This window comes from Nocardioides albus (assembly GCF_014648255.1).
Lineage (GTDB): Bacteria > Actinomycetota > Actinomycetes > Propionibacteriales > Nocardioidaceae > Nocardioides > Nocardioides albus.
The window spans coordinates 28,759-51,466 of record NZ_BMQT01000011.1; the positions used below are offsets into that span (position 1 = coordinate 28,759).

At 69.2% G+C, this 22,708-nt stretch carries 31 protein-coding genes; 26 read left to right on the forward strand and 5 right to left on the reverse strand.

The features are described 5' to 3' along the window. Positions 1-10 precede the first annotated feature (10 nt). The 8 genes from tatA to IEY84_RS21585 all read left to right on the forward strand — a co-directional run bounded on the left by tatA (position 11) and on the right by IEY84_RS21585 (position 8,113). Positions 11-301: a twin-arginine translocase TatA/TatE family subunit gene (gene tatA, locus IEY84_RS21550; RefSeq protein ID WP_183549454.1), complete on the forward strand. Its 291-nt coding sequence runs from the start codon at positions 11-13 to the stop codon at positions 299-301. 8 nt (positions 302-309) lie between these two features. Beyond that, positions 310-1,155, forward strand: a complete 846-nt coding sequence (gene tatC, locus IEY84_RS21555; protein ID WP_183549451.1) for a twin-arginine translocase subunit TatC — start codon at positions 310-312, stop codon at positions 1,153-1,155. A gap of 17 nt (positions 1,156-1,172) precedes the next feature. Next, the gene (locus tag IEY84_RS21560) at positions 1,173-2,057 is read left to right on the forward strand and encodes a diacylglycerol kinase (RefSeq protein WP_183549448.1); all 885 of its coding nucleotides are present in this window, start codon (positions 1,173-1,175) and stop codon (positions 2,055-2,057) included. Positions 2,058-2,087: 30 nt separating this feature from the next. Beyond that, positions 2,088-4,868, forward strand: coding sequence for a DEAD/DEAH box helicase (locus tag IEY84_RS21565; protein WP_183549446.1), 2,781 nt, complete (start codon positions 2,088-2,090; stop codon positions 4,866-4,868). Positions 4,869-4,976: 108 nt separating this feature from the next. Continuing rightward, entirely contained in the window at positions 4,977-5,420 is a 444-nt protein-coding gene (locus IEY84_RS21570; protein ID WP_183549443.1) for a PH domain-containing protein, read from the forward strand. A gap of 110 nt (positions 5,421-5,530) precedes the next feature. Next, the gene (locus tag IEY84_RS21575; RefSeq protein ID WP_183549440.1) at positions 5,531-6,637 is read left to right on the forward strand and encodes a ferrochelatase; all 1,107 of its coding nucleotides are present in this window, start codon (positions 5,531-5,533) and stop codon (positions 6,635-6,637) included. Positions 6,638-6,662: 25 nt separating this feature from the next. Beyond that, complete coding sequence (locus IEY84_RS21580; protein WP_183549437.1) at positions 6,663-7,556, forward strand: inositol monophosphatase family protein; 894 nt, start codon at positions 6,663-6,665, stop codon at positions 7,554-7,556. 266 nt (positions 7,557-7,822) lie between these two features. Next, positions 7,823-8,113: a DUF4193 domain-containing protein gene (locus IEY84_RS21585; RefSeq protein WP_040755057.1), complete on the forward strand. Its 291-nt coding sequence runs from the start codon at positions 7,823-7,825 to the stop codon at positions 8,111-8,113. Between the two features lie 78 nt (positions 8,114-8,191). On the opposite strand, the gene IEY84_RS21590 is transcribed toward IEY84_RS21585, so the two are convergent. Both IEY84_RS21590 and IEY84_RS21595 read right to left on the reverse strand, forming a co-directional pair. Beyond that, positions 8,192-8,506, reverse strand: coding sequence for a DUF4235 domain-containing protein (locus tag IEY84_RS21590; protein ID WP_183549434.1), 315 nt, complete (start codon positions 8,504-8,506; stop codon positions 8,192-8,194). Between the two features lie 35 nt (positions 8,507-8,541). Beyond that, positions 8,542-9,000: a DUF3093 domain-containing protein gene (locus IEY84_RS21595; protein ID WP_183549431.1), complete on the reverse strand. Its 459-nt coding sequence runs from the start codon at positions 8,998-9,000 to the stop codon at positions 8,542-8,544. Positions 9,001-9,073: 73 nt separating this feature from the next. Between IEY84_RS21595 and dut the strand changes: the two genes are divergently transcribed. The 7 genes from dut to IEY84_RS21630 all read left to right on the forward strand — a co-directional run bounded on the left by dut (position 9,074) and on the right by IEY84_RS21630 (position 14,583). Next, complete coding sequence (dut, locus tag IEY84_RS21600) at positions 9,074-9,535, forward strand: dUTP diphosphatase (protein ID WP_183549428.1); 462 nt, start codon at positions 9,074-9,076, stop codon at positions 9,533-9,535. Positions 9,536-9,587: 52 nt separating this feature from the next. Beyond that, entirely contained in the window at positions 9,588-10,250 is a 663-nt protein-coding gene (locus IEY84_RS21605) for a DUF3710 domain-containing protein (RefSeq protein WP_183549425.1), read from the forward strand. A gap of 10 nt (positions 10,251-10,260) precedes the next feature. Then, complete coding sequence (locus IEY84_RS21610; RefSeq protein ID WP_183549422.1) at positions 10,261-10,632, forward strand: OB-fold nucleic acid binding domain-containing protein; 372 nt, start codon at positions 10,261-10,263, stop codon at positions 10,630-10,632. 11 nt (positions 10,633-10,643) lie between these two features. Beyond that, positions 10,644-11,390 (forward strand): DUF3159 domain-containing protein, encoded by a 747-nt coding sequence (locus IEY84_RS21615; protein ID WP_229788915.1) that lies wholly within the window; start codon positions 10,644-10,646, stop codon positions 11,388-11,390. Next, positions 11,387-12,433, forward strand: a complete 1,047-nt coding sequence (locus IEY84_RS21620) for a hypothetical protein (RefSeq protein WP_183549419.1) — start codon at positions 11,387-11,389, stop codon at positions 12,431-12,433. The genes IEY84_RS21615 and IEY84_RS21620 overlap by 4 nt, the downstream gene beginning before the upstream one ends. A gap of 93 nt (positions 12,434-12,526) precedes the next feature. Beyond that, complete coding sequence (locus IEY84_RS21625) at positions 12,527-13,057, forward strand: cell division protein FtsQ (RefSeq protein ID WP_183549417.1); 531 nt, start codon at positions 12,527-12,529, stop codon at positions 13,055-13,057. Between the two features lie 77 nt (positions 13,058-13,134). Next, on the forward strand, positions 13,135-14,583 hold the full coding sequence (locus IEY84_RS21630; RefSeq protein WP_183549414.1) for a PepSY-associated TM helix domain-containing protein: 1,449 nt from the start codon (positions 13,135-13,137) through the stop codon (positions 14,581-14,583). Between the two features lies 1 nt (position 14,584). Here the strand turns inward: IEY84_RS21630 and IEY84_RS21635 are convergent, their stop codons facing one another. Continuing rightward, a complete protein-coding gene (locus IEY84_RS21635; protein WP_183549411.1) occupies positions 14,585-14,998 on the reverse strand; it encodes a Fur family transcriptional regulator in 414 nt (137 codons plus the stop codon). Positions 14,999-15,126: 128 nt separating this feature from the next. Between IEY84_RS21635 and rpmB the strand changes: the two genes are divergently transcribed. The 5 genes from rpmB to IEY84_RS21660 all read left to right on the forward strand — a co-directional run bounded on the left by rpmB (position 15,127) and on the right by IEY84_RS21660 (position 18,071). Beyond that, positions 15,127-15,363 carry a 50S ribosomal protein L28 gene (rpmB, locus tag IEY84_RS21640; protein WP_183549408.1) on the forward strand — a complete coding sequence of 79 codons (237 nt, stop codon included), beginning with the start codon at positions 15,127-15,129 and terminating at the stop codon, positions 15,361-15,363. Further along, positions 15,363-15,668, forward strand: coding sequence for a 30S ribosomal protein S14 (gene rpsN, locus IEY84_RS21645; protein WP_183549405.1), 306 nt, complete (start codon positions 15,363-15,365; stop codon positions 15,666-15,668). The genes rpmB and rpsN overlap by 1 nt, the downstream gene beginning before the upstream one ends. Positions 15,669-15,751: 83 nt before the next feature. Beyond that, the gene (locus tag IEY84_RS21650; RefSeq protein ID WP_183549388.1) at positions 15,752-16,738 is read left to right on the forward strand and encodes a permease; all 987 of its coding nucleotides are present in this window, start codon (positions 15,752-15,754) and stop codon (positions 16,736-16,738) included. Between the two features lie 79 nt (positions 16,739-16,817). Beyond that, a complete protein-coding gene (locus tag IEY84_RS21655) occupies positions 16,818-17,537 on the forward strand; it encodes a TIGR03943 family putative permease subunit (protein WP_183549385.1) in 720 nt (239 codons plus the stop codon). A 6-nt stretch (positions 17,538-17,543) separates the two neighbouring features. Beyond that, entirely contained in the window at positions 17,544-18,071 is a 528-nt protein-coding gene (locus tag IEY84_RS21660; protein WP_183549382.1) for a hypothetical protein, read from the forward strand. Positions 18,072-18,074: 3 nt separating this feature from the next. Here IEY84_RS21660 and IEY84_RS21665 read toward each other — a convergent pair whose 3' ends face one another. Continuing rightward, complete coding sequence (locus IEY84_RS21665; protein WP_183549379.1) at positions 18,075-19,643, reverse strand: bifunctional NAD(P)/FAD-dependent oxidoreductase/class I SAM-dependent methyltransferase; 1,569 nt, start codon at positions 19,641-19,643, stop codon at positions 18,075-18,077. A gap of 72 nt (positions 19,644-19,715) precedes the next feature. Here IEY84_RS21665 and IEY84_RS21670 point away from each other — a divergent pair, with 72 nt between their 5' ends. The 6 genes from IEY84_RS21670 to ykgO all read left to right on the forward strand — a co-directional run bounded on the left by IEY84_RS21670 (position 19,716) and on the right by ykgO (position 22,327). After that, positions 19,716-20,273, forward strand: a complete 558-nt coding sequence (locus IEY84_RS21670; RefSeq protein WP_183549376.1) for a helix-turn-helix domain-containing protein — start codon at positions 19,716-19,718, stop codon at positions 20,271-20,273. A gap of 79 nt (positions 20,274-20,352) precedes the next feature. Next, a complete protein-coding gene (locus IEY84_RS21675) occupies positions 20,353-20,616 on the forward strand; it encodes a type B 50S ribosomal protein L31 (RefSeq protein ID WP_183549373.1) in 264 nt (87 codons plus the stop codon). Then, positions 20,613-21,728 carry a CobW family GTP-binding protein gene (locus IEY84_RS21680; protein WP_183549363.1) on the forward strand — a complete coding sequence of 372 codons (1,116 nt, stop codon included), beginning with the start codon at positions 20,613-20,615 and terminating at the stop codon, positions 21,726-21,728. Before IEY84_RS21675 ends, IEY84_RS21680 begins: the two co-directional genes overlap by 4 nt. A gap of 30 nt (positions 21,729-21,758) precedes the next feature. After that, on the forward strand, positions 21,759-21,935 hold the full coding sequence (gene rpmF, locus IEY84_RS21685; protein WP_183549361.1) for a 50S ribosomal protein L32: 177 nt from the start codon (positions 21,759-21,761) through the stop codon (positions 21,933-21,935). A gap of 26 nt (positions 21,936-21,961) precedes the next feature. Then, complete coding sequence (rpsR, locus tag IEY84_RS21690) at positions 21,962-22,198, forward strand: 30S ribosomal protein S18 (protein WP_141804807.1); 237 nt, start codon at positions 21,962-21,964, stop codon at positions 22,196-22,198. A 6-nt stretch (positions 22,199-22,204) separates the two neighbouring features. Beyond that, positions 22,205-22,327, forward strand: coding sequence for a type B 50S ribosomal protein L36 (ykgO, locus tag IEY84_RS21695; RefSeq protein WP_160023080.1), 123 nt, complete (start codon positions 22,205-22,207; stop codon positions 22,325-22,327). 78 nt (positions 22,328-22,405) lie between these two features. Here the strand turns inward: ykgO and IEY84_RS21700 are convergent, their stop codons facing one another. Beyond that, entirely contained in the window at positions 22,406-22,684 is a 279-nt protein-coding gene (locus IEY84_RS21700) for an HU family DNA-binding protein (RefSeq protein ID WP_179658077.1), read from the reverse strand. Between the last annotated feature and the right edge of the window lie 24 nt (positions 22,685-22,708).

Sequence of the window (22,708 nt, forward strand, 5' to 3'; positions counted from 1 at the left end):
GAGGTAGTTCATGTTCACTCCATTGATCGGTATGCCGCAGGGAGCCGAGTGGCTCATCATCCTGGCGATCGTGATCCTCGTCTTCGGTGCCGCCAAGCTTCCCGAGCTCGCCCGCGGCACCGGTCAGGCGCTGCGGATCTTCAAGACCGAGACCAAGGGTCTTCGCGACGAGGACGAGAAGAAGGGCGAGAAGGCCGAGAAGCCGGCCGAGCTGACCGCCTCCGAGCAGGAGCGCATCGCCGAGCTCGAGCGACGTGAGGCCGAGATCAAGGCCGAGCGCGAGCGCCTCTCCGGCAACTGAGGCCGACATTGTCCATCGCCGGTGTTGTCGCGATCTTCCGCGGCACCCCCAAGCACGCCATCGGCGACGACGGCCGGATGGCGCTCTCCGACCACCTGCGTGAGCTTCGCGCGCGGGTGATCAAGGCTGCCCTGGCTCTGATCGTCGGCTTCATCGTCTCGCTGTTCTTCTTCGAGCAGCTCTTCGCTCTCGTCATGGACCCCTATCTCAAGGCCGTCGAGATGATGGACGCCGATAGCGGGGCCGAGTCCCTCAGCTCCGTGAACGGGGCGGCGGGCGGCTTCATGCTCTATCTGAAGCTGTGCGGGTTGGCCGCCTTCATCGGCACCAGCCCGATCTGGCTCTACCAGATCTGGGCGTTCCTGATGCCGGGTCTGCACCCCCATGAGAAGAAGATGTCGCGGATCTTCGTGGCGGTCGCGAGCCCGCTCTTCCTGGTCGGTGTCCTCCTCGGCTACGTCACCTTGCCCAAGGGCCTGGAGATCCTGTTCGGCTTCATCCCTGACGGGCTGACCAACATCGTCGAGTTCAGCGACTACCTCAGCTTCTTGAGCCGTACGCTGCTGGTCTTCGGCATCGCCTTCGAGATCCCGGTCTTCGTGATCATGCTCAACCGGATCGGGGTGCTGCCTGGTGCCGCGCTGGCGAAGTACCGAGCGTGGATCATCGTCGGCTCCTTCGTCTTCGCAGCCATCGCGACCCCGTCTGGCGACCCGTTCACGATGACGATCATGGCCGGACCGATGGTCGTCCTCTTCGGGATCTCCGAGGTGATCGCGCGGGCCCACGACAGGCGGAAGGCCAACAAGCGCAAGGACGTGATCGGGGATCCGGACGTCCCGTCGGTGATCTGACCACTAGTCTTCACCGGGTGACGCGCCAGATCGCCCTGCTCGCCAACCCCACCGCCGGCCGTGGCAACGCCGACCAGATCCTCGACGCGGTCACTGAACGACTGGCGGCATCCGGGGCGCTGGTCGAGCACCTGATCGGTGATGACGCCGACCATGCTCTCGAGCTGACCCGGAAGGCCGTGGCCGAGGGCGTGGACACGGTCGTGACCCTGGGTGGGGACGGCATGGTCCATGTCGCCGTCCAGGCGCTGGCGGAGACCGAGGTCAGCCTCGGCGTCGTCCCGCTCGGCACCGGCAACGACTTCGCGCGCGCGCTCGGGATCCCGACTGGTGACCCCTTGGCCGCGGCCGATGTCGTCGTGGGCGACCACGTTCGTCGCATCGACCTGGGACGCAGCGACGACAGTTGGTTCGCCACGGTCCTGGCCGCCGGGTTCGACGCGGCGGTCAACGAGCGGGCCAACGCGATGAGGTGGCCGCACGGCGACCTTCGCTACACGCTCGCCGCGCTGTCGGTGATCCGCAGCTGGAAGCCGGTGCCGTACCGGCTCGAGATCGACGGCGTCCCGCGAGAGCAGGAGGCCATGCTGCTGGCGATCGCCAACACCGAGTCCTACGGCGGTGGCCTGCGGATCGCGGCGGACTGCGACCCGGCCGACGGCCTGCTGGACGCCATCCTCATCAAGCCGGTCTCCCGGTTGGAGTTCCTCCGCGTCTTCCCGGGCGTACGCGAGGCCAAGCACCTCACCCACCCGGCCTTCGAACGCATCCGCGCCCGCCGGATCACGGTCTCTGCGCCCGGCGTGATCGCCTACAGCGACGGCGAGCGGCTCGGCCCGCTGCCCCTCGAGGTCGAGTGCGTCCCGTCCGCTCTCGGCGTACTGGTGCCGCCGCGCAGCTGATTGTCGGCACCGGTCGATAGGCTCGGAGCCATGGACGCCTCGCCAGCGGAGAAGTACGCCGCTTACAAGCGTGACAAGGACTACCCCGTCTTCCGGGACTTTGCCGCGCTCTACGACTTCGGGCTCGACGACTTCCAGGTCGAGGCGTGCAGGGAGATCGAGGACGGCAAGGGAGTCCTGGTCGCCGCGCCGACCGGTTCGGGCAAGACGATCGTCGGCGAGTTCGCCATCCACCTGGCGCTTGCGACCGGTCGCAAGGCGTTCTACACCACCCCGATCAAGGCGCTCTCCAACCAGAAGTACAACGACCTGGTCAAGCGCTACGGCGCCGACAAGGTCGGTCTGCTGACCGGCGACAACGTCGTCAACGGTGAGGCGCCGGTCGTGGTGATGACCACCGAGGTGCTGCGCAACATGCTCTACGCCGGCTCGCAGACCCTGATGGGGCTCGGGTTCGTGGTCATGGACGAGGTCCACTACCTCGCCGACCGCTCTCGCGGCGCAGTCTGGGAGGAGGTCATCATCCACCTGCCCGAGTCGGTCTCGGTCGTCTCGTTGAGTGCCACCGTCTCCAACGCCGAGGAGTTCGGGGAGTGGCTGACCACGGTGCGTGGCGAGACCTCCACGATCATCGAGGAGAAGCGGCCGGTGCCGCTCTACCAGCACGTGATGGCCGGTCGCCGCATCATGGACCTGTTCGCCTCCTCCGACGTCGACGCGGCAGCGGGGTTCGTCAAGGAGGGTGCGCCGGTCAACGGTGAGCTGATGAAGCTGGCTCGTGACGACTGGGCGGCCGGACGGATGACGGACCGGCGTACGCCCAAGGACAAGCGCAGAGGCAACGGGAATCGGCGCGTGGGCAACGGGCGGCGGGTCTGGATCCCGTCGCGCGTGGAGGTCATCACCGCCTTGCAGCGCGACAACCTGCTCCCCGCGATCAACTTCGTCTTCTCCCGGGTCGGCTGCGACGCCGCGGTGGGCCAGTGCATCCAGGCGAACCTGCGCCTGACCACATCCGACGAGCGCGACGAGATCATCGCCTACGTCGAGGAGGCCTGCGCCGACCTGCCCGACGAGGACCGCCACGTCCTCGGCTACCACGACTGGATCGACGGCCTCAGCCGCGGCGTCGCCGCCCACCACGCCGGACTGCTGCCGGCCTTCAAGCAGGTCGTCGAGGAGCTGTTCCTGCGCGGTCTGGTGAAGGCCGTCTTCGCCACCGAGACGCTCGCGCTGGGCATCAACATGCCCGCCCGCACGGTCGTCATCGAGAAGCTCTCGAAGTGGAACGGCGAGGCCCACGTCAACCTCTCCCCGGGGGAATACACCCAGCTCGTCGGCCGCGCCGGCCGGCGCGGCCTCGACGTCGAGGGCCACGGCGTCGTGCTGTGGCAGCAGGGGCTGAACCCGCGCGAGCTCGCCGGTCTCGCCTCGACGCGTACGTATCCGCTGCGGTCGAGCTTCCGGCCGTCCTACAACATGGCGGTCAACCTCGTGCACCAGTTCGGGCGGGCCCGCTCGCGCGAGCTGCTGGAGCAGTCGTTCGCCCAGTTCCAGGCCGACAAGGCGGTCGTCGGGCTGGCCCGTCAGGTGCACAAGGCCGAGGACGCTCTGGAGGGTTACCAGGAGGCGGCGGCCTGCGACAAGGGCAACTTCATGGAGTACGCAGCGATCCGGCGCAAGATCTCCGACGTCGAGAAGTCCTCCTCTCGGGAGCGGCGTGCCGACCGCCGTGACGAGATCATCGACTCGCTCTCGAAGCTGAAGGTCGGTGATGTCATCGACGTTCCGACGGGGAAGTTCGCCGGCTACGCCGTCATCCTCGACCCGGGCTTCGACCCCGACGGTCCGCGCCCCTACGTCCTCACCCAGGACCGCCAGGCGCGCCGCCTGGCGATGATGGACTTCAACGTGCCGATCGTCGCCCAGACCCGGTTGCGGGTGCCTAAGTCGTTCAACGGCCGCAACCCCCAGATGCGCCGCGACATGGCCTCCCGGCTTCGGGAGAAGACCCTTGACCTGCGGCCGGTGCCCTACGAGGGGTCGCCGACCGCTCGCAAGGAGCGCAAGAGCTCGGCGGAGACCCAGATCTCCGAGCTGCGCCGTGAGCTCAAGATGCACCCGTGTCACGACTGTCCCGACCGCGAGGACCACGCCCGCTGGGCCGAGCGCTGGTTCAAGCTCTCCCGTGACACCGACACCCTGCGTCGTCGCGTCGAGGCGCGCACCAACACGGTCGCGCGCACCTTCGACCGCGTCTGCGACGTCCTGGTCGCGCTCGACTACCTCGAGGGCGAGACCGTCACCGAGCGCGGCACCCACCTGATGCGGCTCTACTCCGAGATGGACCTGGTCGCCGCCGAGGCGCTCCGTGGCGGCCTGTGGGACGACCTGACGCCCTCCGAGCTCGCGGCCGCTCTCTCGGTGCTGGTCTACGAGGCCCGCCGCGCCGACGACGCCACCCCGCCCCGCCTTCCCGGCGGCAAGGTCAAGGACGTCATCGCCGAGACCGTACGCCTGTGGGGCCAGCTCGATGCCCTGGAGCGGGACCACAAGCTCGACTTCCTGCGCCAGCCCGACCTCGGCTTCGCCTGGGCCGCCTACCGGTGGGCCGAGGGCGACGAGCTCGACGACGTTCTCAGCGAGGTCGATCTCGCCGCCGGCGACTTCGTCCGCTGGGTCAAGCAGCTCATCGACCTGTGCGGCCAGGTGGCCGACGCCGCCGGCGATGCCCCGCTCCGCCGCACGGCAAGGCAGACCATGGACCTCCTCAAGCGCGGAGTGGTGGCCTACTCCTCCGTCGTCGAATAACCCCGAGAGGTCACTTTCTGACGGCGAGACGTCAGTTTCTGGATGCCCGCCCTAACGAGGTGGGGTGATCGACCGCGAAGCAGGCTCGGCAGCGCTAAGTTGTCCGTCGTGAAGCGCGGCTACCTGGTCACAGCCTTCGTCGGCAGGGCATGGATAGCGGTACTGGCGGTCGGATTGCTGATGGCGTTCGGCATCTGGGGCGTCGGGTTCGCCGCCTATCAGCAGGCGCTGACCGGAGCTGCCTACGCGACGGCCGTGGTCGTCGGCGGGATCGCCTCGACCGGGCTTCTGCTCGGATTCCGGGGCCGGCTCAGGGTCACGAGCGGTGGCGTGGTGCTGGTCGCGCCGTTCCGAAGCAGAACGATCTCATGGGACGACATCGCGGAAGTCGATATGGTGTTCGGACGTACGTGGGTGCGGTGCCGCGACCGCGAGGGCCGGATCAAGATCCTTTTGGCCACCTCGGCCTGGTATCCGCGTACGAATAGGGGTGTCCGCCGCGACAACGAGGCGCTGGCGACTTCGCTGTGGACTGGAAGCCGGGCTGGATGAAACCGAACTTCAACTGATCGACCGATCCGGAAGATCGACCTCTCGGCGTCGATTACTGACCTCTCGGCGGCTGATTTCGACTCTTCGGGGTTGGGAAATAGGATGGGCGGGTGGATGTCTCTCCTTACGATGGCCTGCTGTTCGTCTCTTTCGGGGGGCCGGAGAAGACCGAGGACGTGGTGCCGTTCCTGGAGAACGTGACCCGGGGGCGCGGGATCCCTCGGGAGCGGTTGGTCGAGGTGGGTCAGCACTACTTCGACCGTGGCGGGAAATCGCCGATCAACGACCAGAACCGGGCGTTCCTGGCTGCGCTGCGCATCGACCTGGCAGAGCACGGTATCGACCTGCCGGTCTACTGGGGCAACCGCAACTGGGATCCCTACCTGAGCGACACCGTCGCGCAGATGCGAGCCGACGGGATCAAGCGAGCGGCGGTCTTCACGACCAGCGCCTACTCGTCCTACTCCTCGTGCCGGCAATACCGCGAGAACCTCTTCGAGGCGTGCGACAAGACCGGTGACGTCGAGGGAGGGCCGGTGCTGGACAAGCTGCGGCTCTACTACAACCACCCGGGCTTCGTGGAGCCGGTCGTCGACGGCGTGCTCGCCTCGATCGAGGACCTTCCCGCAGCGGAGCGCGACGGCGCACGGATCCTCTTCGTCACCCATTCGATCCCGACCTCGATGAATGACAACGCCGGCCCCGAGGGCAACGCGTACGTCGCCCAGCACCTCGACGTCGCCCAGGTGATCGCCGATCAGGTCGCGGCGCGACGAGGGGTCACCCACGAGTGGGATCTCGTCTACTGCAGCCGCTCCGGAGCCCCGCACATCCCGTGGCTGGAGCCGGATGTCAACGACCACCTCGAGGAGCTGGCGGGCGAGGGCGTCAAGGCCGTGGTGATGTGCCCGGTCGGGTTCGTCTCCGACCACATGGAGGTCGTCTACGACCTCGACACCGAGGCCATGGCGACCGCTGAGCGGCTCGGGATCCACGCCCGACGCAGCCCGACCGCGGGGGAGGATCCGCGGTTCGTGGCTGCCGTACGAGACCTGCTGCTGGAACGCGCCGCCGTCGAGCGCGGCGAGGCCCCAGAGCGGCTTACCGTCGGCGGACTGGGCGCCAGCCACGACCGCTGTCCTGCGGGCTGCTGCTTCAACCAGCGCTCCCAGCTGCCGACCCTGTCGGGGGAGGACTCGCCCCAGTACTCCGGGTGATCACCCCCGACATAGGGTCGGCCCCATGACAGACCGTCCAGAGCCGTCCCAGCCAGCACCGCACGGCCCAGCGCCCAAGTCCGGAGACCTGCTCGCGCTCGCCGTGGCGACCGCCCGCGCGGCCGCCGACCTCGTCCGCGAACGGGCGGCCGGCGTGGTCGAGGTGGCAGCCACCAAGTCCACCGCCACCGACGTCGTCACCCAGGCCGATCGGGACACCGAGGCGCTGATCCGGCGGCTGATCGCCCAGGAGCGCCCGGAGGACGCATTCTTCGGGGAGGAGGGGGTGTCGACAGGCTCGACCACCGAATTCTCGGGGACCAGCGGTGTCCGCTGGATCGTCGACCCCATCGACGGCACCGTCAACTTCCTCTACGGCCTGCCCAGCTATGCCGTCTCGATCGCTGCGGAGTACGCCGGCGAGGTGGTCGCCGGGGCGGTCGTCGACGTGCCCCACGGCACCCTCTACGCCGCTTTCCGACAGCCTGACGGGTCGGTCGCCGCGGTCAAGAACGGCGAGCCCATGGCCGTACGCCGGCCCGCCGACCTCGCCCAGCGGCTCATCGCCACCGGCTTCTCCTACGACGCCGGACTCCGCCGCATCCAGGCCGAGGCGCTGGTGCGATTTCTCCCTGTCGTACGTGACGTTCGTCGCATCGGCTCGGCGGCACTGGACATCTGTGCGGTGGCCGATGGCGCTCTCGACGGCTACCTCGAAGAGGGGCTGCACCTGTGGGACCATGCCGCAGCGTGCCTGGTGGCGGAGGCGGCCGGCGCTCGCTGGGAGGCGACGACGGGTGCCGGCGGTCGCCGATTCGTCCTCGTTGCACCCGTGCACGGCTACGATGAGCTACGGAAAGCTGCTGTTCAGGCCGGTTTTCTGCCAGTTGAGTCGGTCCCGGGTGTCGTACCGGACTGAATGCCACCGGTTGATGTAGATCTATGACCGGCTGACGGCCGGGACGGTCCCGGAGCTCCGTCGGCCACGACCGCGTTCACCTCCCCGAAACACACTGATCATCTGCCCCTGTGATAGGGAATACCGCCAGGTGACAGAACGTTCCGGCGACGCGGATCCGGTTTGAGTGTGCGAAATGCACGTGAATAGTGCACAATCCGGGCCGTGCCGCTGCCCTCGGGGGCGCGCGGGGGGACAGAAGATGAGTGAGAAGGGGAGTGGCGCAAATGGCGACGGACTACGACGCACCGCGTAAGAATGAAGAGGACCAGTCCGAGGAGAGCATCGAAGAGCTCAAGGCTCGTCGTCACGACAAGAACTCGGGCAAGGTCGATGAGGACGAGGCCGAGGCGGCGGAGTCGTTCGAGCTCCCTGGAGCCGACCTCAGCCACGAGGAGCTTGCGGTCGAGGTGAAGCCGAAGCAGGAGGACGAGTTCACCTGTATGAGCTGCTTCCTGGTCCACCACCGCAGCCAGCTTGCTGACGAGAAGAAGATGATCTGCTTCGACTGCGCGTAGAGGCTCGAGCCCTACGTTGTGAGTAAGCAGAAGGCCGTACGGGAGCTCCCGTACGGCCTTCTGTTCGTGATCTGAGGACTAGTCCTTCTCCAGCTGCTTCGGCAACCGACCGACCGACTTCACGTAGTAGTTGGCCGCGCGACGCTGCGCGAACATCCGCACGAGCGCGACGGTCGCCCCGGTGACAGCCGACCAGACCACAGCCTCCACGAGGCGTACGTCGGGATCGGCGGGGTTGGCCGGCGGCTTGCGCCCTGTGGACGCCTGCCAGCCTGAGGAGAGGACCTTGCTGGTGATCTTGGCGGCACCGAGCCCGCTGACGAGGGCCATGACCGCCCAGATCTTGTCGCCCTGCTGTGCCTTTTTGCCTTGGGCGTTGTTGGACGTGGACATGTCCCGAGCCTAGGCCATGTGCGCGGCGTTGGCTCTCAGAGACTCGCGCGCAGCGCGTTGACCGTCTTGGCGAGCGCCACCGGGTGGCGGGTGAAGAGCAGCCAGTAGGGCGCCGGGTCGGCCGGGTCCTCGATGGTGACCCGGACTGCGCGCTTGAGGTAGGGACGGAGAAGCAGGTACGCCCTGGCGTCGGCGTCGCGGCCCGCCAGGTGATGTGCCTCGGTCTCGTCGAGAGCGACCGCCTCGCCGAGGAAGCGAGCCTCGATCCGGGCGGGCCCGGCGCGGAGGAGGCCGTCGGCGACCGTGATCCTGGCGTTGCCGTAGACGATCATGGCCAGCGCGAACAGGCTGACGGTCGCGGCCGTGATACCCCAGGCGAGCGCTGCCGGGACCCACAAGATGACGGCGATCCACAAGGTTGCCAGGAACATGACGCCCTGGACCCACCACCGCAGCGGTACGGTCAGTCGCTCGTCGTACGCGGGGGTGCTCACGAATCGTGAGTTTTTCACGTCGGGCAAGGGAGTCACGAATCGGGTGAGTCTCGGCGCCATTAGGGTGCGGGGTGTGTCTGATCTCGAAGTAGCCCTGGTGCGTCTGGACGCGGAGCTGCCGCCACCCGCCTACGCCCACCCGGGGGACGCCGGAGCCGATCTGCGAACGACAGTGGACGTGACCCTGAAACCGGGGGAGCGGGCACTGGTGCCGACCGGGATCGCGATCGCCCTGCCGCACGGGTACGTCGGCCTGGTGCATCCCCGCTCCGGACTGGCCGCCAAGCACGGTCTCTCCATCGTCAACGCTCCGGGGACGGTCGATGCCGGATACCGCGGCGAGGTGAAGGTGGCGCTGGTCAATCTCGACCCCGTCGAGGCCATCGAGCTGCGTCGTGGAGACCGGATCGCCCAGCTGGTGATCCAGCGCGTCGAGCAGGCCCGTTTCGTCGAGGTCTCCGAGTTGGCCGACTTACCGGCCTCGGTTCGTGGCGATGGGGGTTACGGTTCTACAGGGGGCTTCTCGAACCGCTGAGGGATCAGTGTTAGATAAGTCTCCTCACAGAGTCACCGCAACCTGAAAGCAGATGGTCGTGAAGTTCCGTCGCAAGTCCACGCCCTCCCACCGGGGAGAGCCGTCTGCATCGGTCGACGAGGGGCCGGTTGCCCCTGAGCGGCCGGTGCCGGCAGCTCCCGAGGTCGGGCCGTTCGACATCGACTCGGTCCCCGAGGGCCTGATCACCGGTGAGTGGGTGGATCTCGGCTCGATGATGCTCGCCCCCGCGCCGGGCAAGGAGCTGCGCCTGCAGGTGGACGAGAAGTCCGGCCAGATCGCGGCCGTGATGCTGACCGCCGATGACGGCGCCATGGAGCTGCGCGCCTTCGCCGCGCCCCGCAACGGCGACCTGTGGACGGAGTCGCTGCCGATGCTGCGCGAGGACGTCCAGCAGCGCGGCGGCGCGACCGCCGACCTGGAGGGTCCGTGGGGCACCGAGCTGATCACGCAGATGAAGGTGAAGCTGCCCGATGGTCAGCCGGCCGTCCAGCAGACCCGGATCATCGGCGTGAACGGCCCGCGCTGGATGCTCCGCGCCACCATGATGGGCCGCCCCGCGATGGAGCAGTCCGCCGGCAAGGAGTGGGAGAAGCTCCTCGAGCGGGTCGTCGTGCGCCGCGGTGAGGGGGCCAAGCCCAAGGGTGAGGCGCTCGAGGTGAAGCTGCCGCCCAACGCGCGCCGCGTCGAGAAGTGATCGGGTAGCGATGTCCAAGGGCCGGCTGCGCGCGAAGCTCAGCGAGTGGGCGAACACCGCCTCGATGGACGCCAGCGAGATCCGGGCCGCCTACGTCGCCAAGGATGTCGCCTCTATCGCCGACGCCCCCGACCGTGAGACGGTCCGGCTGCGGGGGACGCTGCGTACGATCACGCTGCGACCGCGCGGTGGCGTACCCGCGCTGGAGGCTGAGCTCTTCGACGGCTCCGGCACCTTGACGATCATCTGGCTCGGTCGCCGACGCATCGCCGGGGTCAGCCCGGGCCGGTCCCTGCAGGTGCAGGGCCGCATCGGCCGCCATGACGGCCAGCGCATCATGTTCAACCCCCGCTACGAGCTGATTCCGGACCCCAACGAGTGAGCCAATCAAACGTGAGCCCCGCCCCTGAGACCCCTGCCGACGACGGCGGTCCGGTCGACCACGACCACAACCATCCGACGGTCGACACCGTCGAGGCGGTCGTACGCCGCCAGATGTCCGCCGGGCTCGGGGGTGTGCGCGGGATGCTCGAGGCCGGTGTGCCCGGCCTGGTCTTCACCATCGCCTGGCTGGTGGTCAAGGACCTCAAGGTCGCGCTGATCGCCTCGGCGGCCACCGCGGCGATCTTCCTGCTGGTGCGGCTGGTGCAGCGCTCGAGCCTGCAGTACGTCGGCAACGCCATCTTCGGCATCGTCATCGGTTTCGCGGTGGTGCGCCTGGCCCAGTCGATGGGCGGCACGGCCGAGGAGCAGGCCCTGGCCTACTTCCTGCCCGGCATCCTGATCAGCCTCGGCTACACGGTCATCGTCGGCGGGCTGTGCCTGATCGGCTGGCCGATCTTCGGCTTCTTCATCGGCGTCGCCAGCGGTGATCCGCTCGAGTGGCACCAGGACAAGCAGATCGTGAAGCTGTGCTCGCGGCTGACCTGGCTCTTCCTGGCGCCCGGTGCGATCGGAGCGGCCATCCAGGGCCCGATCTGGTTCCTGGCCTGGAGCGGCGCCATCGACCGCGACTGGGCGATCCTCGCCCTCGGCATCCTGCGCACCGGCGTCGGCTGGGCGCTGCGGATCGCCTGCTACGGCACCATGATCTGGCTCCTCGCGCGCAACCACACACCCGTCCAGCCCGCCGCCCGATGAACCCGGTCGCGGTCATCGCTGCCGGCGTGATGGTCTCCGTTCTGGCGACCGGATGCGGGAGCCCGACCGCGACTGCCGGCGGCAAGGAGCCTTTCGCGTTGCCCGTGGGCCCGACCGAGTGGGATGCCACCGCACCGGCCTGGTATGCCGATGGCACGCTGCACGTGGGGGAGCGGACCGTCGAGATCGGTGATCGTGTGGACCAGTTCGTGCTCGGCGCGACAGGCGCCTACTGGATGCGTGGTGGGACGTTGATGTTCACCAGCGCGGAGGGCGAGACCGAGAAGGTCGAGAAGGTGGGCTGGGGCAACCTGGCGGTGTCGGCGGACCGGTCGGTGTTCGCCACGGTGGACCAGTCGCGTGGCCCGACCGACGAGTTCGGCACCCACGTGATCCAGGTGGCGGTGTTCGACACCCGCACCGGCGAGCAGCTCTACCGAACGCCCGACGAGGAGCCTGACGACGGCGACGATCTGGCCGACCTCTACGGCGAGATCATGCCCCTGCTGATCGGGGTGAGCAACGAGCGGGTCTTCTTCGACGGTGCCACCATCGACCTCGACGACGCCTCCGCGACACCAGCGAGCGATGGTCCTGACGGGGAGGTCTACGAGGGATATCGCGAGACCGTGTTCCGCGACGGCTTCCACGTCTATCTCGAGGGCGAAGGCCGGCATCGGCAGCTGAGCGACACCTGGCTGTCCGGGATCGGGTTGCTCTCCCCGGACCGCAGCACGATCTTCGACACCAGCCAGTGGCCCACCGAAGCGGTCGCATACGACGTAGACACCGGTGACCGCCGTGCGATCGATGCGCCGTGGAGCCACTTCACGCTCGCCGGCTGGAGCGACGAGGACACGTTCTTCGGTGTCGCGGAGCGCATCGACGAGAAGGCAGACGATGTGCTGCGTGCCCGACAGGTCGTCACCTGCGAGGTGTCGACGCTGTCCTGCACTCCGGTCAGCCCGGTGATCGCGGCCGACGACACGGACCAGGGTCGATATCCGACGTTCCTGGTGGAGGGCGACGCCCACCAGCTCTGAGAGCGCGTCCCCGATCCGACCGATGTGAACCCACGACGACGGCACGAGCGCAGGAGCGCGTCGGTGGCGCCGGCTCGGGATACGGTGCTCGACGTGGAGCTGCGAGTGGTGAGGCCGGTACGCGGAAGCGTGTGGCTCTCCCTGCTCGCCACCCTCGAGATCATGACGGGCGCGGGTCTGGCTCACGTGGCCGCGGGCGGCGCTCTGCCAGGCGCCGGCTGGCTGGCCGCAGCGGCGCTGGCTGTCTTCGGTGCGGGCATCGTGGTCCTGCAGCGTCGGGTCGGCCTGCTCGGCGGCGCGCTGGCGGCCGGGTTGTCCCAGCTGGCGCTCCACGAGGTCTTCGCGGCCTTCGCTGCGGCCCCCGGTGCCGAGCACCAGCATGCCGCCGGCGCGGTCGACGGCAACGGGTCGATGCTCCTTGCCCACGCCTGCGCGGCCGCGCTCTCCGTCGTCGTCTGGGGGCTGCACCGCAAGGCTCTCGCTGTCGTCGTACGCAGCCTCCCGATCCCGCGGCTCGTGGTCGTGGGGACCCTGCTCGCCGAGGTGCAGCAGGTCGTACCGCGGCCGGCTCCGTGGGTCGACGTCTCTCCGCGTAGGGGACCGCCGAGGCCGTTCGGCCTCTGACAACCCTCTGCGAGCACCACCGGGTGAGCCCCGGTGGCTGTCTTGCGTTCCCCGATTCGCGAGAAGAGAGACCTCGAATGCCCGTGCCAACCCTTCCCACCCAGTCCCGGCGCGCACCGCAGGCCGAGCCACGGATCGACCCGCCGAGCCGATGGCGGGCCTGGTGGTCGCTGGTCCGTCCGCTCGTGCTGCGCCTGCACTTCTACGCCGGGGTGCTGGTGGCCCCGTTCATCCTGGTCGCCTCGGTGACCGGGCTGCTCTACACGATCGCCCCGCAGGTCGAGCAGATCGCCTACCACGACCTCACCCATGTCACCCCGTCAGGAGATCAGGCGACGCTCGCCGAACAGGTCGCTGCCGCCCGAGCCAGCCACCCCGACGGCGACATCCTCCGGGTCGACGTGCCGTCCGCCCCCGACCGCAGCACGCGGGTGGTCTTCACCGACGAGACCGTCCCGGCCGGCTACGACATGTCGGTCTTCGTCAATCCCTACTCCGCCGGCGTGGAGGGCCAGGTACGCAGCTACGGGCAGTGGCTCGGGTTCCGTGCCTGGCTCGACGAGCTGCACCGCAACCTCCACCTGGGCGCCTTCGGTCGTCACTACAGCGAGCTCGCCGCGAGCTGGCTGTGGGTGGTGGCCCTCGGCGGGCTGATGCTGTGGATCGGCAAGAGCCGCCGGGAACGGCGCGCGCGCCGGCTGATCGCTCCGGATCCGGCGGCCACCGGACGCTCCCGGGTGATGTCGTGGCACGCCGTCATCGGGGTGTGGGTCCTGCTGGGTGTGCTGGCGCTGTCGGTCTCGGGGCTGACCTGGTCACGCTTCGCCGGGGAGAACATCGGCGAGGTGCGTACGGCGCTGTCGTGGACCGAGCCCACACCGGCGACCTCGCTGCTCCCCGGCGGCGGCGCCGCTGACGAGCACGCGCAACACGGTTCCGCGGAGGCGGCCCCGGGCGCCGAGGAGCCGGATGCGGTCTTCTCCGACGGCGCAGGGGTCGACGGTGTCCTCGCCACCGCGCGGGAGGCCGGGCTGGGCGATCCGCTCTACCTGGTCCCGCCGGCCGACGCAGCGAGCGCCTGGACGGCCGCGGAGAACAAGCGCGACTGGCCGACCGGCTACGACGCGATCAGTGTCGACCCCGCCAGCGGCGAGATGCTGGACCGGGTCGAGTTCGCCGACTGGCCGGTCATGGCCAAGCTGACCGACTGGGTCATCGGCGCCCACATGGGCATCCTGTTCGGCGTCGCCAACCAGCTGGCGCTGGCGGCGCTGGCGATCGGCCTGATCGTGATGACCCTGCTCGGCTACCGGATGTGGTGGCTGCGGCGGCCACGCGGTGCCACCGGCCTGCGGTTCGGTCGGCCGGCACCGCGCGGGGCGTGGCGCCGCCTGCCCTGGCCGGCACTCGTGGGACTCGTCGCGGTCACCGGTGTGGTCGGCTGGTTCGTCCCCATGCTGGGGATCAGCCTGGTCGCGTTCCTGCTGGTCGACGTCGCGGTGGGCGTGGCGCGTCGACGCGGCTGAGTCAGGAGGCGGCGCAGGTCGTGCAGAGGCCGAAGATCTCCACGGTGTGGTTGACGTCGGAGAAGCCGTGCTGCGCCGCCACCTTGTCCGCCCAGGTCTCCACGGCCGGGCCCTCGATCTCCACCGCCTTGCCGCAGCTGCGGCAGACCAGGTGGTGGTGATGGGTCGTGGAGGCGTCTCCGCACAGCCGGTAGGTGGACTCACCATCCGGCTTGTGGATCACGTCGGCGAGCCCGTCGTCGACGAAGATCTGCAGGTGGCGGTAGACCGTGGAGAGGCCGATCTTCTCTCCGCTCGCGCGCAACGTGGCGTAGACGTCCTGGGCGCTGCGGAAGGTGTCCTCGGCGGCGAGTGCCTCCTTCACGGCGGCGCCCTGGTTGGTGGCGCGCCGCTTGACCTGCTGGGTTGGTGCCATGAGCGCCATGTTAGTCGGTATCGGTATGGATCCCCTGCCCAGCGGCACCGTCGGCGGGGACGGTGATGACGCGACGAGAAGCAGCTGTGACATAATGAAAATGATTCCCGATAAGACGAAAGGCTGCCATGTCACGCACGTGTCAGGTCACCGGAGCCCGCCCCGGCTTCGGCAACAACCGCCCCTGGTCCAAGAAGGCGACCCGACGACGCTGGGAGGTGAACCTGCAGAAGAAGACCTACTACGTCCCCAGCCTGGGCCGGAAGGTGACGCTGCGGCTCAGCACCAACGCGATCAAGCGGATCGACGTACGCGGCATCGACGCCGTCGTCGCCGAGATGCTCGCCCGAGGAGGATGCGTCTGATGGCCAAGAAATCCAAGATCGCGGCCGAGGCCAAGCGTCGCGAGATCGTGAAGCGGTACGCCGCACGCCGGGCCGAGATCAAGGAGCGCATCCGCACTGCCGAGCCGGGCTCTGCCGAGCAGGCCGAGGCGGTCCGCGCCCTGTCCCGCCTCCCGCGCGACTCCTCACCCGTACGCCTGCGCAACCGTGACCAGGTCGACGGCCGGCCGCGGGGCTATCTGCGCAAGGCAGGGGTGTCCCGGATCCGGTTCCGCGAGCTCGCGCACAAGGGGCATCTGCCGGGGATCACCAAGTCCAGCTGGTGACCTCGACAAAATCCTAACCGGAACCATTCCGAACCGGCGGGGCGCTACCCGGGCGTCATCGAGCTGTGCTAAACACTCGCACCATGAGTACGAAGACCCCGGTGCGGGCGGCGGAGAAGTCCGGGTTCCGCCTGGGGCAGACAGAGGTCGTGGCGATCGTCCTGCTCGTCATCCTGCTCTCCCAGCGCTGGCTGCTGCCGCTGCTGGACCACGACCTGTTCAACACCTGGGGCACGATCTTCGTCGCGATCGTGGTGCAGTCGGCTCCGTTCCTGCTCGGTGGCGTGCTGCTCAGCGCGGTCATCTCGACGTTCCTCTCCGAGAAGGCGCTGAGCAAGATCGTGCCCAAGAGCCCCGTGCTCGGCGTCCCGGTCGCCGGCCTGGCCGGGATCGGGCTGCCGGGCTGCGAGTGCGCCGCGGTGCCGGTGACCAACTCTCTGATCCGCCGTGGGGTCGCGCCCGCGGTCGCGCTGACCTTCTTGCTCGCCGCGCCGGCGGTGAACCCTGCGGTGCTCGTCTCCACCGCGGTCGCCTTCCCGGGCCAGCCGATGATGGTGCTGGCCCGGTTCCTGGCCTCGCTGATCACGGCGGTCGCGGTCGGCTGGATCATGCTCGCCCGCGGCAAGCTGCTGCTGGAGCGGCTGACCAAGCTCGGGCGCGACGAGCACGCCCACGAGCGCTCGTTCCTCGGCAACGTCAGCCACGACTTCCTGCACGCCTCGGGCTTCCTGGTGCTCGGCGCCATGCTGGCCGCGGCGGTCAACACCTTCGTACCTCGCTCGGTGGTCAACACCGTCGCCGGGCAGGCAGTGCTGGGAATCCTCACGCTCGCGCTGTTCGCGTTCATCGTGGCGCTCTGCTCGGAGTCCGACGCCTTCGTCGCGGCCTCGTTCACCGCCTTCTCAGACACCGCGAAGCTGGTCTTCCTCGTCGTCGGCCCGGCGATGGACATCAAGCTCGCCTCGATGGAGGCCGGCCAGTTCGGCATGGCCTTCGCGCTTCGCTTCGTACCCTTGGTGATCATCACGGCGGTCGCCTCCGCCGTCGGCATCGGATGGTGGCTGCTGTGAGCGAGCGTCAGCGAGCGAACCATTCAGTCAACGCGCGGCCGCGTCCGCAGATTGGCGCTCGCGCAACGGAGGTGGCCGCGTGACGCGTACTACCCAGGCCCTTGTGGTCGGCTTCCTCGGCGCCGTCCTGCTGCGGCTCTCGCTCGGTGACGGCTATCTGAGGTACGTCACCGACTGGATGAAGTGGCCGCTGGTGGCCACCGGCGTGGTGCTGCTCGGGCTGACGGCGTGGATGCTGCTGCGTCCAGCGCCGGGCGAGCACGACCACGAGGACAGCGACGACCACGACGGTCATGATCACGGCCACAAGGTCCCGGCGATGACCTGGCTGGCGATCGTGCCCGGCGTGATCGTCTTCGTCGCCAGCCCGCCGTCGTTGGGCGCCTACCTCGCCGAGCGGCGTGCCGACGACCCGGTCGCGGCGGCCCCCGATGCCGAGATCCTGCCGCTGCCCGCCTCCGACGGGCCGGTCGACGTCGAGGTCGCCGAGTTCATGTGGCGTGCCGGGGTCGAGGACGGGGCGACGATCAAGGACCGCGACGTACGCCTCACCGGCTTCGTCAGCACCGACGAGAACGGCAACTGGTACGTCACCCGCATCGCCATCGCCTGCTGCGCCGCCGACGCGAGCGCCTCGCGGGTGCGGGTCGAGGACTACGACGACGCCCCGGAGCGCGACTCCTGGGTCGCGGTCACCGGTCGTTGGGTCGAGGGCACCGCTCCCGGCGGCAAGTCGGAGACGGCCATCGAGGCCGCCTCGGTCGAGCCGCGCGAGGCGCCGGCCAACACCTACCAGTGAGTGCTGATGGGTGACCCGAGGCGCTCCGGCAACCCCGCCCGCCGGGCCGAGGCGCCACCTGAGCCGACCTTGCGCGACCGACTTCCGCACCCGCCCCGCGCGCTGGTCATCGGTGTCCTGATCGCTGTCGCGATCGGGGTCGTGGTGCTCACCCGCGACCTCGGTGGCGGAGAGGCTCCGGCAGTCTCAGACCCCGCCGGCGGGGCCTCGTCGGTCGCTCCGGTCGTCGCCGGCCCGGTCGCGTCTCTGGAGGAGTTCTGCGGCGCCGTACAGGCCATGGCGAACGCCCATGCGAGTCAGATGTCCACCCCGAACGACGAGAACGAGACCGCTCTCGGTCTGGCGGCGTCGAGCCTGCAGTCGATGGGTGTTCCCGAAGGTACGCCGGCGGCCGCCGTCGAGGGCGTGCGGATGATGATCGAGGACGCCCTGCGCACCGGCCGCGGCGAGGACCCGCTCGAGCGCAGCGAGGCCCAGAACCTCGCCTACGAGCGGCTCGGCGAGTTCCTCACCGAGAGCTGCGGCGCGGCGTAGGCCTCATCCGAGTCGGCGGAGCAGGACGACCGCGTCCTCGAGGGTGGCGGGCTCGCCCGACGGGTTCGTCACCGGGCGGTTCCGGTGCTCGAGCACGACCGTCTCCCACCCCTCCTCGGGCAGATCGAGCTCCTCCAGCTCGCCCTTCGCATCGAGGAAGTGGTGCTCGTGCGCGGCTGCCTCGGCCCAGGGCGGGGCCGCCGCGTGCGAGGTGATGAGGAGGTGGCCACCCGGGTTCACCAGTCCGGCGGCCCGGCGCAGGATGTCGGTGCGGGGCAGCTCGACGGGGGAGTGGAAGAAGCTCGCGGTGACCAGGTCATAGCCCTTGTCGAGGACGGCGGGGTCGGAGAGGTCGGAGACGACGAACTTTGCCCGTTCGTCGGAGAGGCCGGCCGCGTGCGCGGCTTCACGGCCCCGGGTCGCGGCGTTCTCGGAGATGTCGATGCCGGTGGCCTGCCAGCCCTGCTGCGCCAGCCAGATGACGTCGGCGCCCTCGCCGGAGCCCAGGTCGAGCGCCGTCCCCGGCTCCAGGCCGGAGGCGACGTCACCGAGCACAGCGTTGACCTTGCCGGACCAGATGCGGTCTCCGCCGGCGTACCTCTCCTGCCAGAAGGCGACCGGGTCGCCCGCCTCGGCGGTCCCGGCGACGGCTCGGTCGAAGTCGTCGGTGACCAGAGTCATGTTCACGACGCTGCCGGCCATGGTGCCTGCGCTCATGCTGATCGGGACGTTGGCCATCGGGTTGGACACGTTGCCGACCGCCCAGATCCGGTCGCTGCTGGTCTTGCCGGTGGGGTCGACGGCGAGGAAGCTGCCGACCGGGGTGTCGGTGCGCTCGAGGCCCAGGTGGGTGAGGAAGCCGTCGTGCGGACGCAGGGTGCCGGCGGTGAAGATGGCGCCGACCTCGGTGACCTTGCCGTCGGCGGTGCGGACCGCGGTGACCTGGTCGCCCTCGCCGAGCACCTCGACGACGGGCTCGGGGACGAGGGTGACCCCGCGGGCGAGCAGCCGCTGCTCGTCGGCCTCCTCGACCGGACCGAGCCCCGCGGTGAAGACGACGACGTCGTCGCTCCACTGCCGGATGAGCTGCGCCTGGTGCATGCCGAGGGGAGAGGTGGTCAGCACGCCGATCCGGCGGTCACGCACCTCCCAGCCGTGGCAGTAGGGGCAGTGCAGGACCGTCGTCCCCCAGCGCTCGGCCAGGCCGGGGATGTCGGGGAGCTCGTCGGTGACGCCGGTGGCGACGATCGCGATCCGGCCGGTGAGCCGCTCGCCGTCCTCGAGGAGGACGCTCACGCCGTGCTCGGTCTCGTCGAGGCGGGCGACGCGCCCAGGGCGGATCCCGACGTCGTACGCAGCCAGCTCCTCGCGTCCCTTGCGCAGCAGGTCGGCGGGGTCGAGGCCGTCGTGGCCGAGGACTCCGTTCATGTGGGCCGCGAAGCGGTTGCGGGGAAGGCCGGAGTCGACCACGAGGGTCCTGCGGCGGGAGCGGCCCAGCATGAGGGCTGCGGAGAGGCCGGCGGCTCCGCCGCCGATGACGATCGCGTCGAGGTGTTCGGTGTTTTCGGTCATGACACCAGTTCACTGGCATAATGAAGGAACGGCAAGGGTTCTTGCAGATTTGGCAAACGGGAGATGGGTCACATGATCGACGAGCTCAAACAGGTCGGACCGCGGATCCGAGCGATCCGACACAGCAAGGGCTGGACGCTGGACCAGTTGGCCGCGATGGCCGAGATGTCGCCGAGCACGCTCTCGCGACTCGAGTCGGGCAAGCGTCAGGCGAGCCTTGAGCTGCTGATCCCGCTCACCCGTCACCTCGGCGTCGGGCTCGACAGCCTGGTGACGCCGTCGGTCCCGGATCCTCGGGTGCGCCGGCCCGTGATCCGCAAGGACGGCATGGAGATCGCGCCGCTGACCCCCGAGGGTTCGCCGGTGAACACCTTCAAGATCACCTACGAACCGGTCACCGAGGTGCCGGAGCCGCGGGTCCATGACGGCTACGAGTGGCTCTATGTCATCTCCGGCAAGCTGCGGCTGATTCTGGGTGACCGCGACCTGGTGCTGACCCGCGGTGAGGCTGCCGAGTTCGACACGAGGGTGCCGCACGCGATCTTCGCGACCGGGTCGCGCCCGGCGCAGGTGCTGAGCATCTTCAACAGCGAGGGCGTACGCATGCACACCCACACCGCTGAGGGGTGAGCCTGGCCTCGATATGAGTGGGGCGTGACCCTGTGTGTAGAATGAGAACCGTTATCATTAACCACAGCGGGAGGTCCCCATGAAGCAAGGCATCCACCCCGTCTCCGGGCCGGTCGTCTTCCGCGACCGCTCGGCGGACAAGCTCTTCCTGATGCAGTCGACGATCCTCGAGCGTCTCGCCGAGGACCACGAGCGCGTCACCTGGGAGAACGGCGAGACCTACCCGGTCGTCGACGTCGACGTCTCCAGCGCCAGCCACCCGTTCTGGACCGGGCGCGGCCGCGTGGTCGACACCGAGGGCCGGGTCGAACGGTTCAAGCGCCGCTACGGGCGCGGCCGATGACGCCGCGGCCGCGGTCGCAGCGCAAGCTCCCGAGCCCGAAGCTGCCGGTGATCCTGGTCAGCGGGGTCGAAGAGGGTGCGATGCTCTCCGCGACCGTCTCGCTCCAGTTCGGCCTGCCCGACACGGTCATGGTCCGCCACGTCATCGACCCCGGCCGCCAGCTGCTGACCCGCATCGTCAGCGACATCGACGGCGTGGTCGAGCACGAGGAGATCAACCTCGCCCACGCCTGCGTCGCCTGCGCGATCCGCGAGGACATCGTCCCGACCCTCGAGCGCCTCGCTGCACAGGACCGCTGGGGCAGCATCGTCGCCTGCCTGCCGGTCGCGGCGGAGGCGATCCAGGTCTGCCGGGTGCTCGCCTGGGCGCCGCGGATGGCACCACACATCTCGATCGCCGCGGTCGTCGCCGCGCTCGAGGGCACCACCGTCGCCGAGGACCTGCTCGGCCCTGACCTGCTCGACGAGCGCGGCCTGGCCACCTCCGAGGACGATCGCCGCGGCGTCGCCGAGGTCGCGAGCGCGATCGTGGAGTACGCCGACGTCGTCTGCGTCACCGAGGACCCCGAGCCGGAGGAGCGATCGCTGATCGCGACCCTGGCCCAGCCGCGTACGCCGGTGGTGACCGACCCCTCGCTCCTGGACGCCGCCGGCCTCGTCGCCGGCGTGCACCGCCACCATGCCGTGGAGGCCTGGGTCGCCGAGGTGCGCCGCAACCCGCTGCCACCGCTGCCGGAGGGCGGGGCGTGGCGGCTCGACCTGCGCTCCGAGCGCCCGATCCATCCGGTCCGGTTCCAGGAGGAGCTGGAGATCCTCGGAGGTGGCCCGCGCCGCTCCCGCGGCTGCTTCTGGGTCCCGACCCGTCCCGACGACATCTGCGTCTGGGACGGCGCCGGTGGTCAGGCGAGCGTGGGGTCGACCCAGAAGTGGGGCCGCACCGAGCGGCTCACCCGGATCGTCGTGATCGGCATCGACGACGAGGCCGACGAGATCCCGCGGGCTTTCGAGCGCGCCCTGCTCACCGACCAGGAGATCGCCCAGCGCGGCCAGCTCTGGGAGGAGTCCTGGGACGGGCTCGAGGACTGGCTCGGCCCCATCGGTCGCGCAGCCTGACCCCGACAACAAACCCCGAAGGAGGCCGAGATGGCCGTACCCAAACGCAAGATGTCGCGCAGCAACACCCGCCACCGACGCTCGAGCTGGAAGGCGACTGCGGTCGCGCTCGTGCCCGTGACCGTCGACGGCCAGACCCACCAGGTGCCCCGGCGCCTGGTCCGCGCGGTCGAGCGGGGCTACGTCGACCCCGCCAAGATCCGCTGAGAGAGAATCCCGAGAGAAAGGCCGCCATGCCCAAGCGTCCGCCGTCTCCGGTCCGCAAGCGGCGCAAGCCGCTGCTGGCCCCGGACGTGACCTACGTCGACTACAAGGACGTGCAGCTGCTGCGTACGTTCATCTCCGACCGCGGCAAGATCCGCTCCCGCCGCGTCACCGGCCTCACCCCGCAACAGCAGCGCGCGGTCACCAAGGCGATCAAGAACGCCCGGGAGGTCGCTCTGCTGCCCTACACCAGCACGAAGGGATAGACCCTGATGAAGGTCGTCAACTCCATCCGATCTCTCAAGAACCAGCCCGGCTCCCAGGTCGTACGCCGCCGCGGCCGCGTCTACGTCATCAACAAGCGCAACCCACGCCTCAAGGCACGCCAGGGCTGAAGCCGCCGGGTAGGCATCGCAGAACAGACGAAGGGCCGGATCGCGAACGATCCGGCCCTTCGTCTGATCCAAAGGCTTTCAGCCCTTGTTGACCCGCTCCTTGAAAGCGGAGCCGGGCTTGAACGCCGGGCCACGCGAAGCCGGGATGTCGATCGTCTTGCCGGTCTGCGGGTTGCGGCCGGTGCGAGCCGAGCGCTCGCGCGACTCGAACGTACCGAAGCCGGGCAGCGTGACCTTGTCGCCGTCAGCGACGGCCGCGCTGATCGCCTCGAGGGCGGCACCCAGGGCGGCCGAGGCCTGCGTCTGAGTGATCTCGGCCTGCTTGGCGATTTCGCTCACCAGGTCGGTGCGGTTCATGCGATCTCCTTTAATCGTTGATCA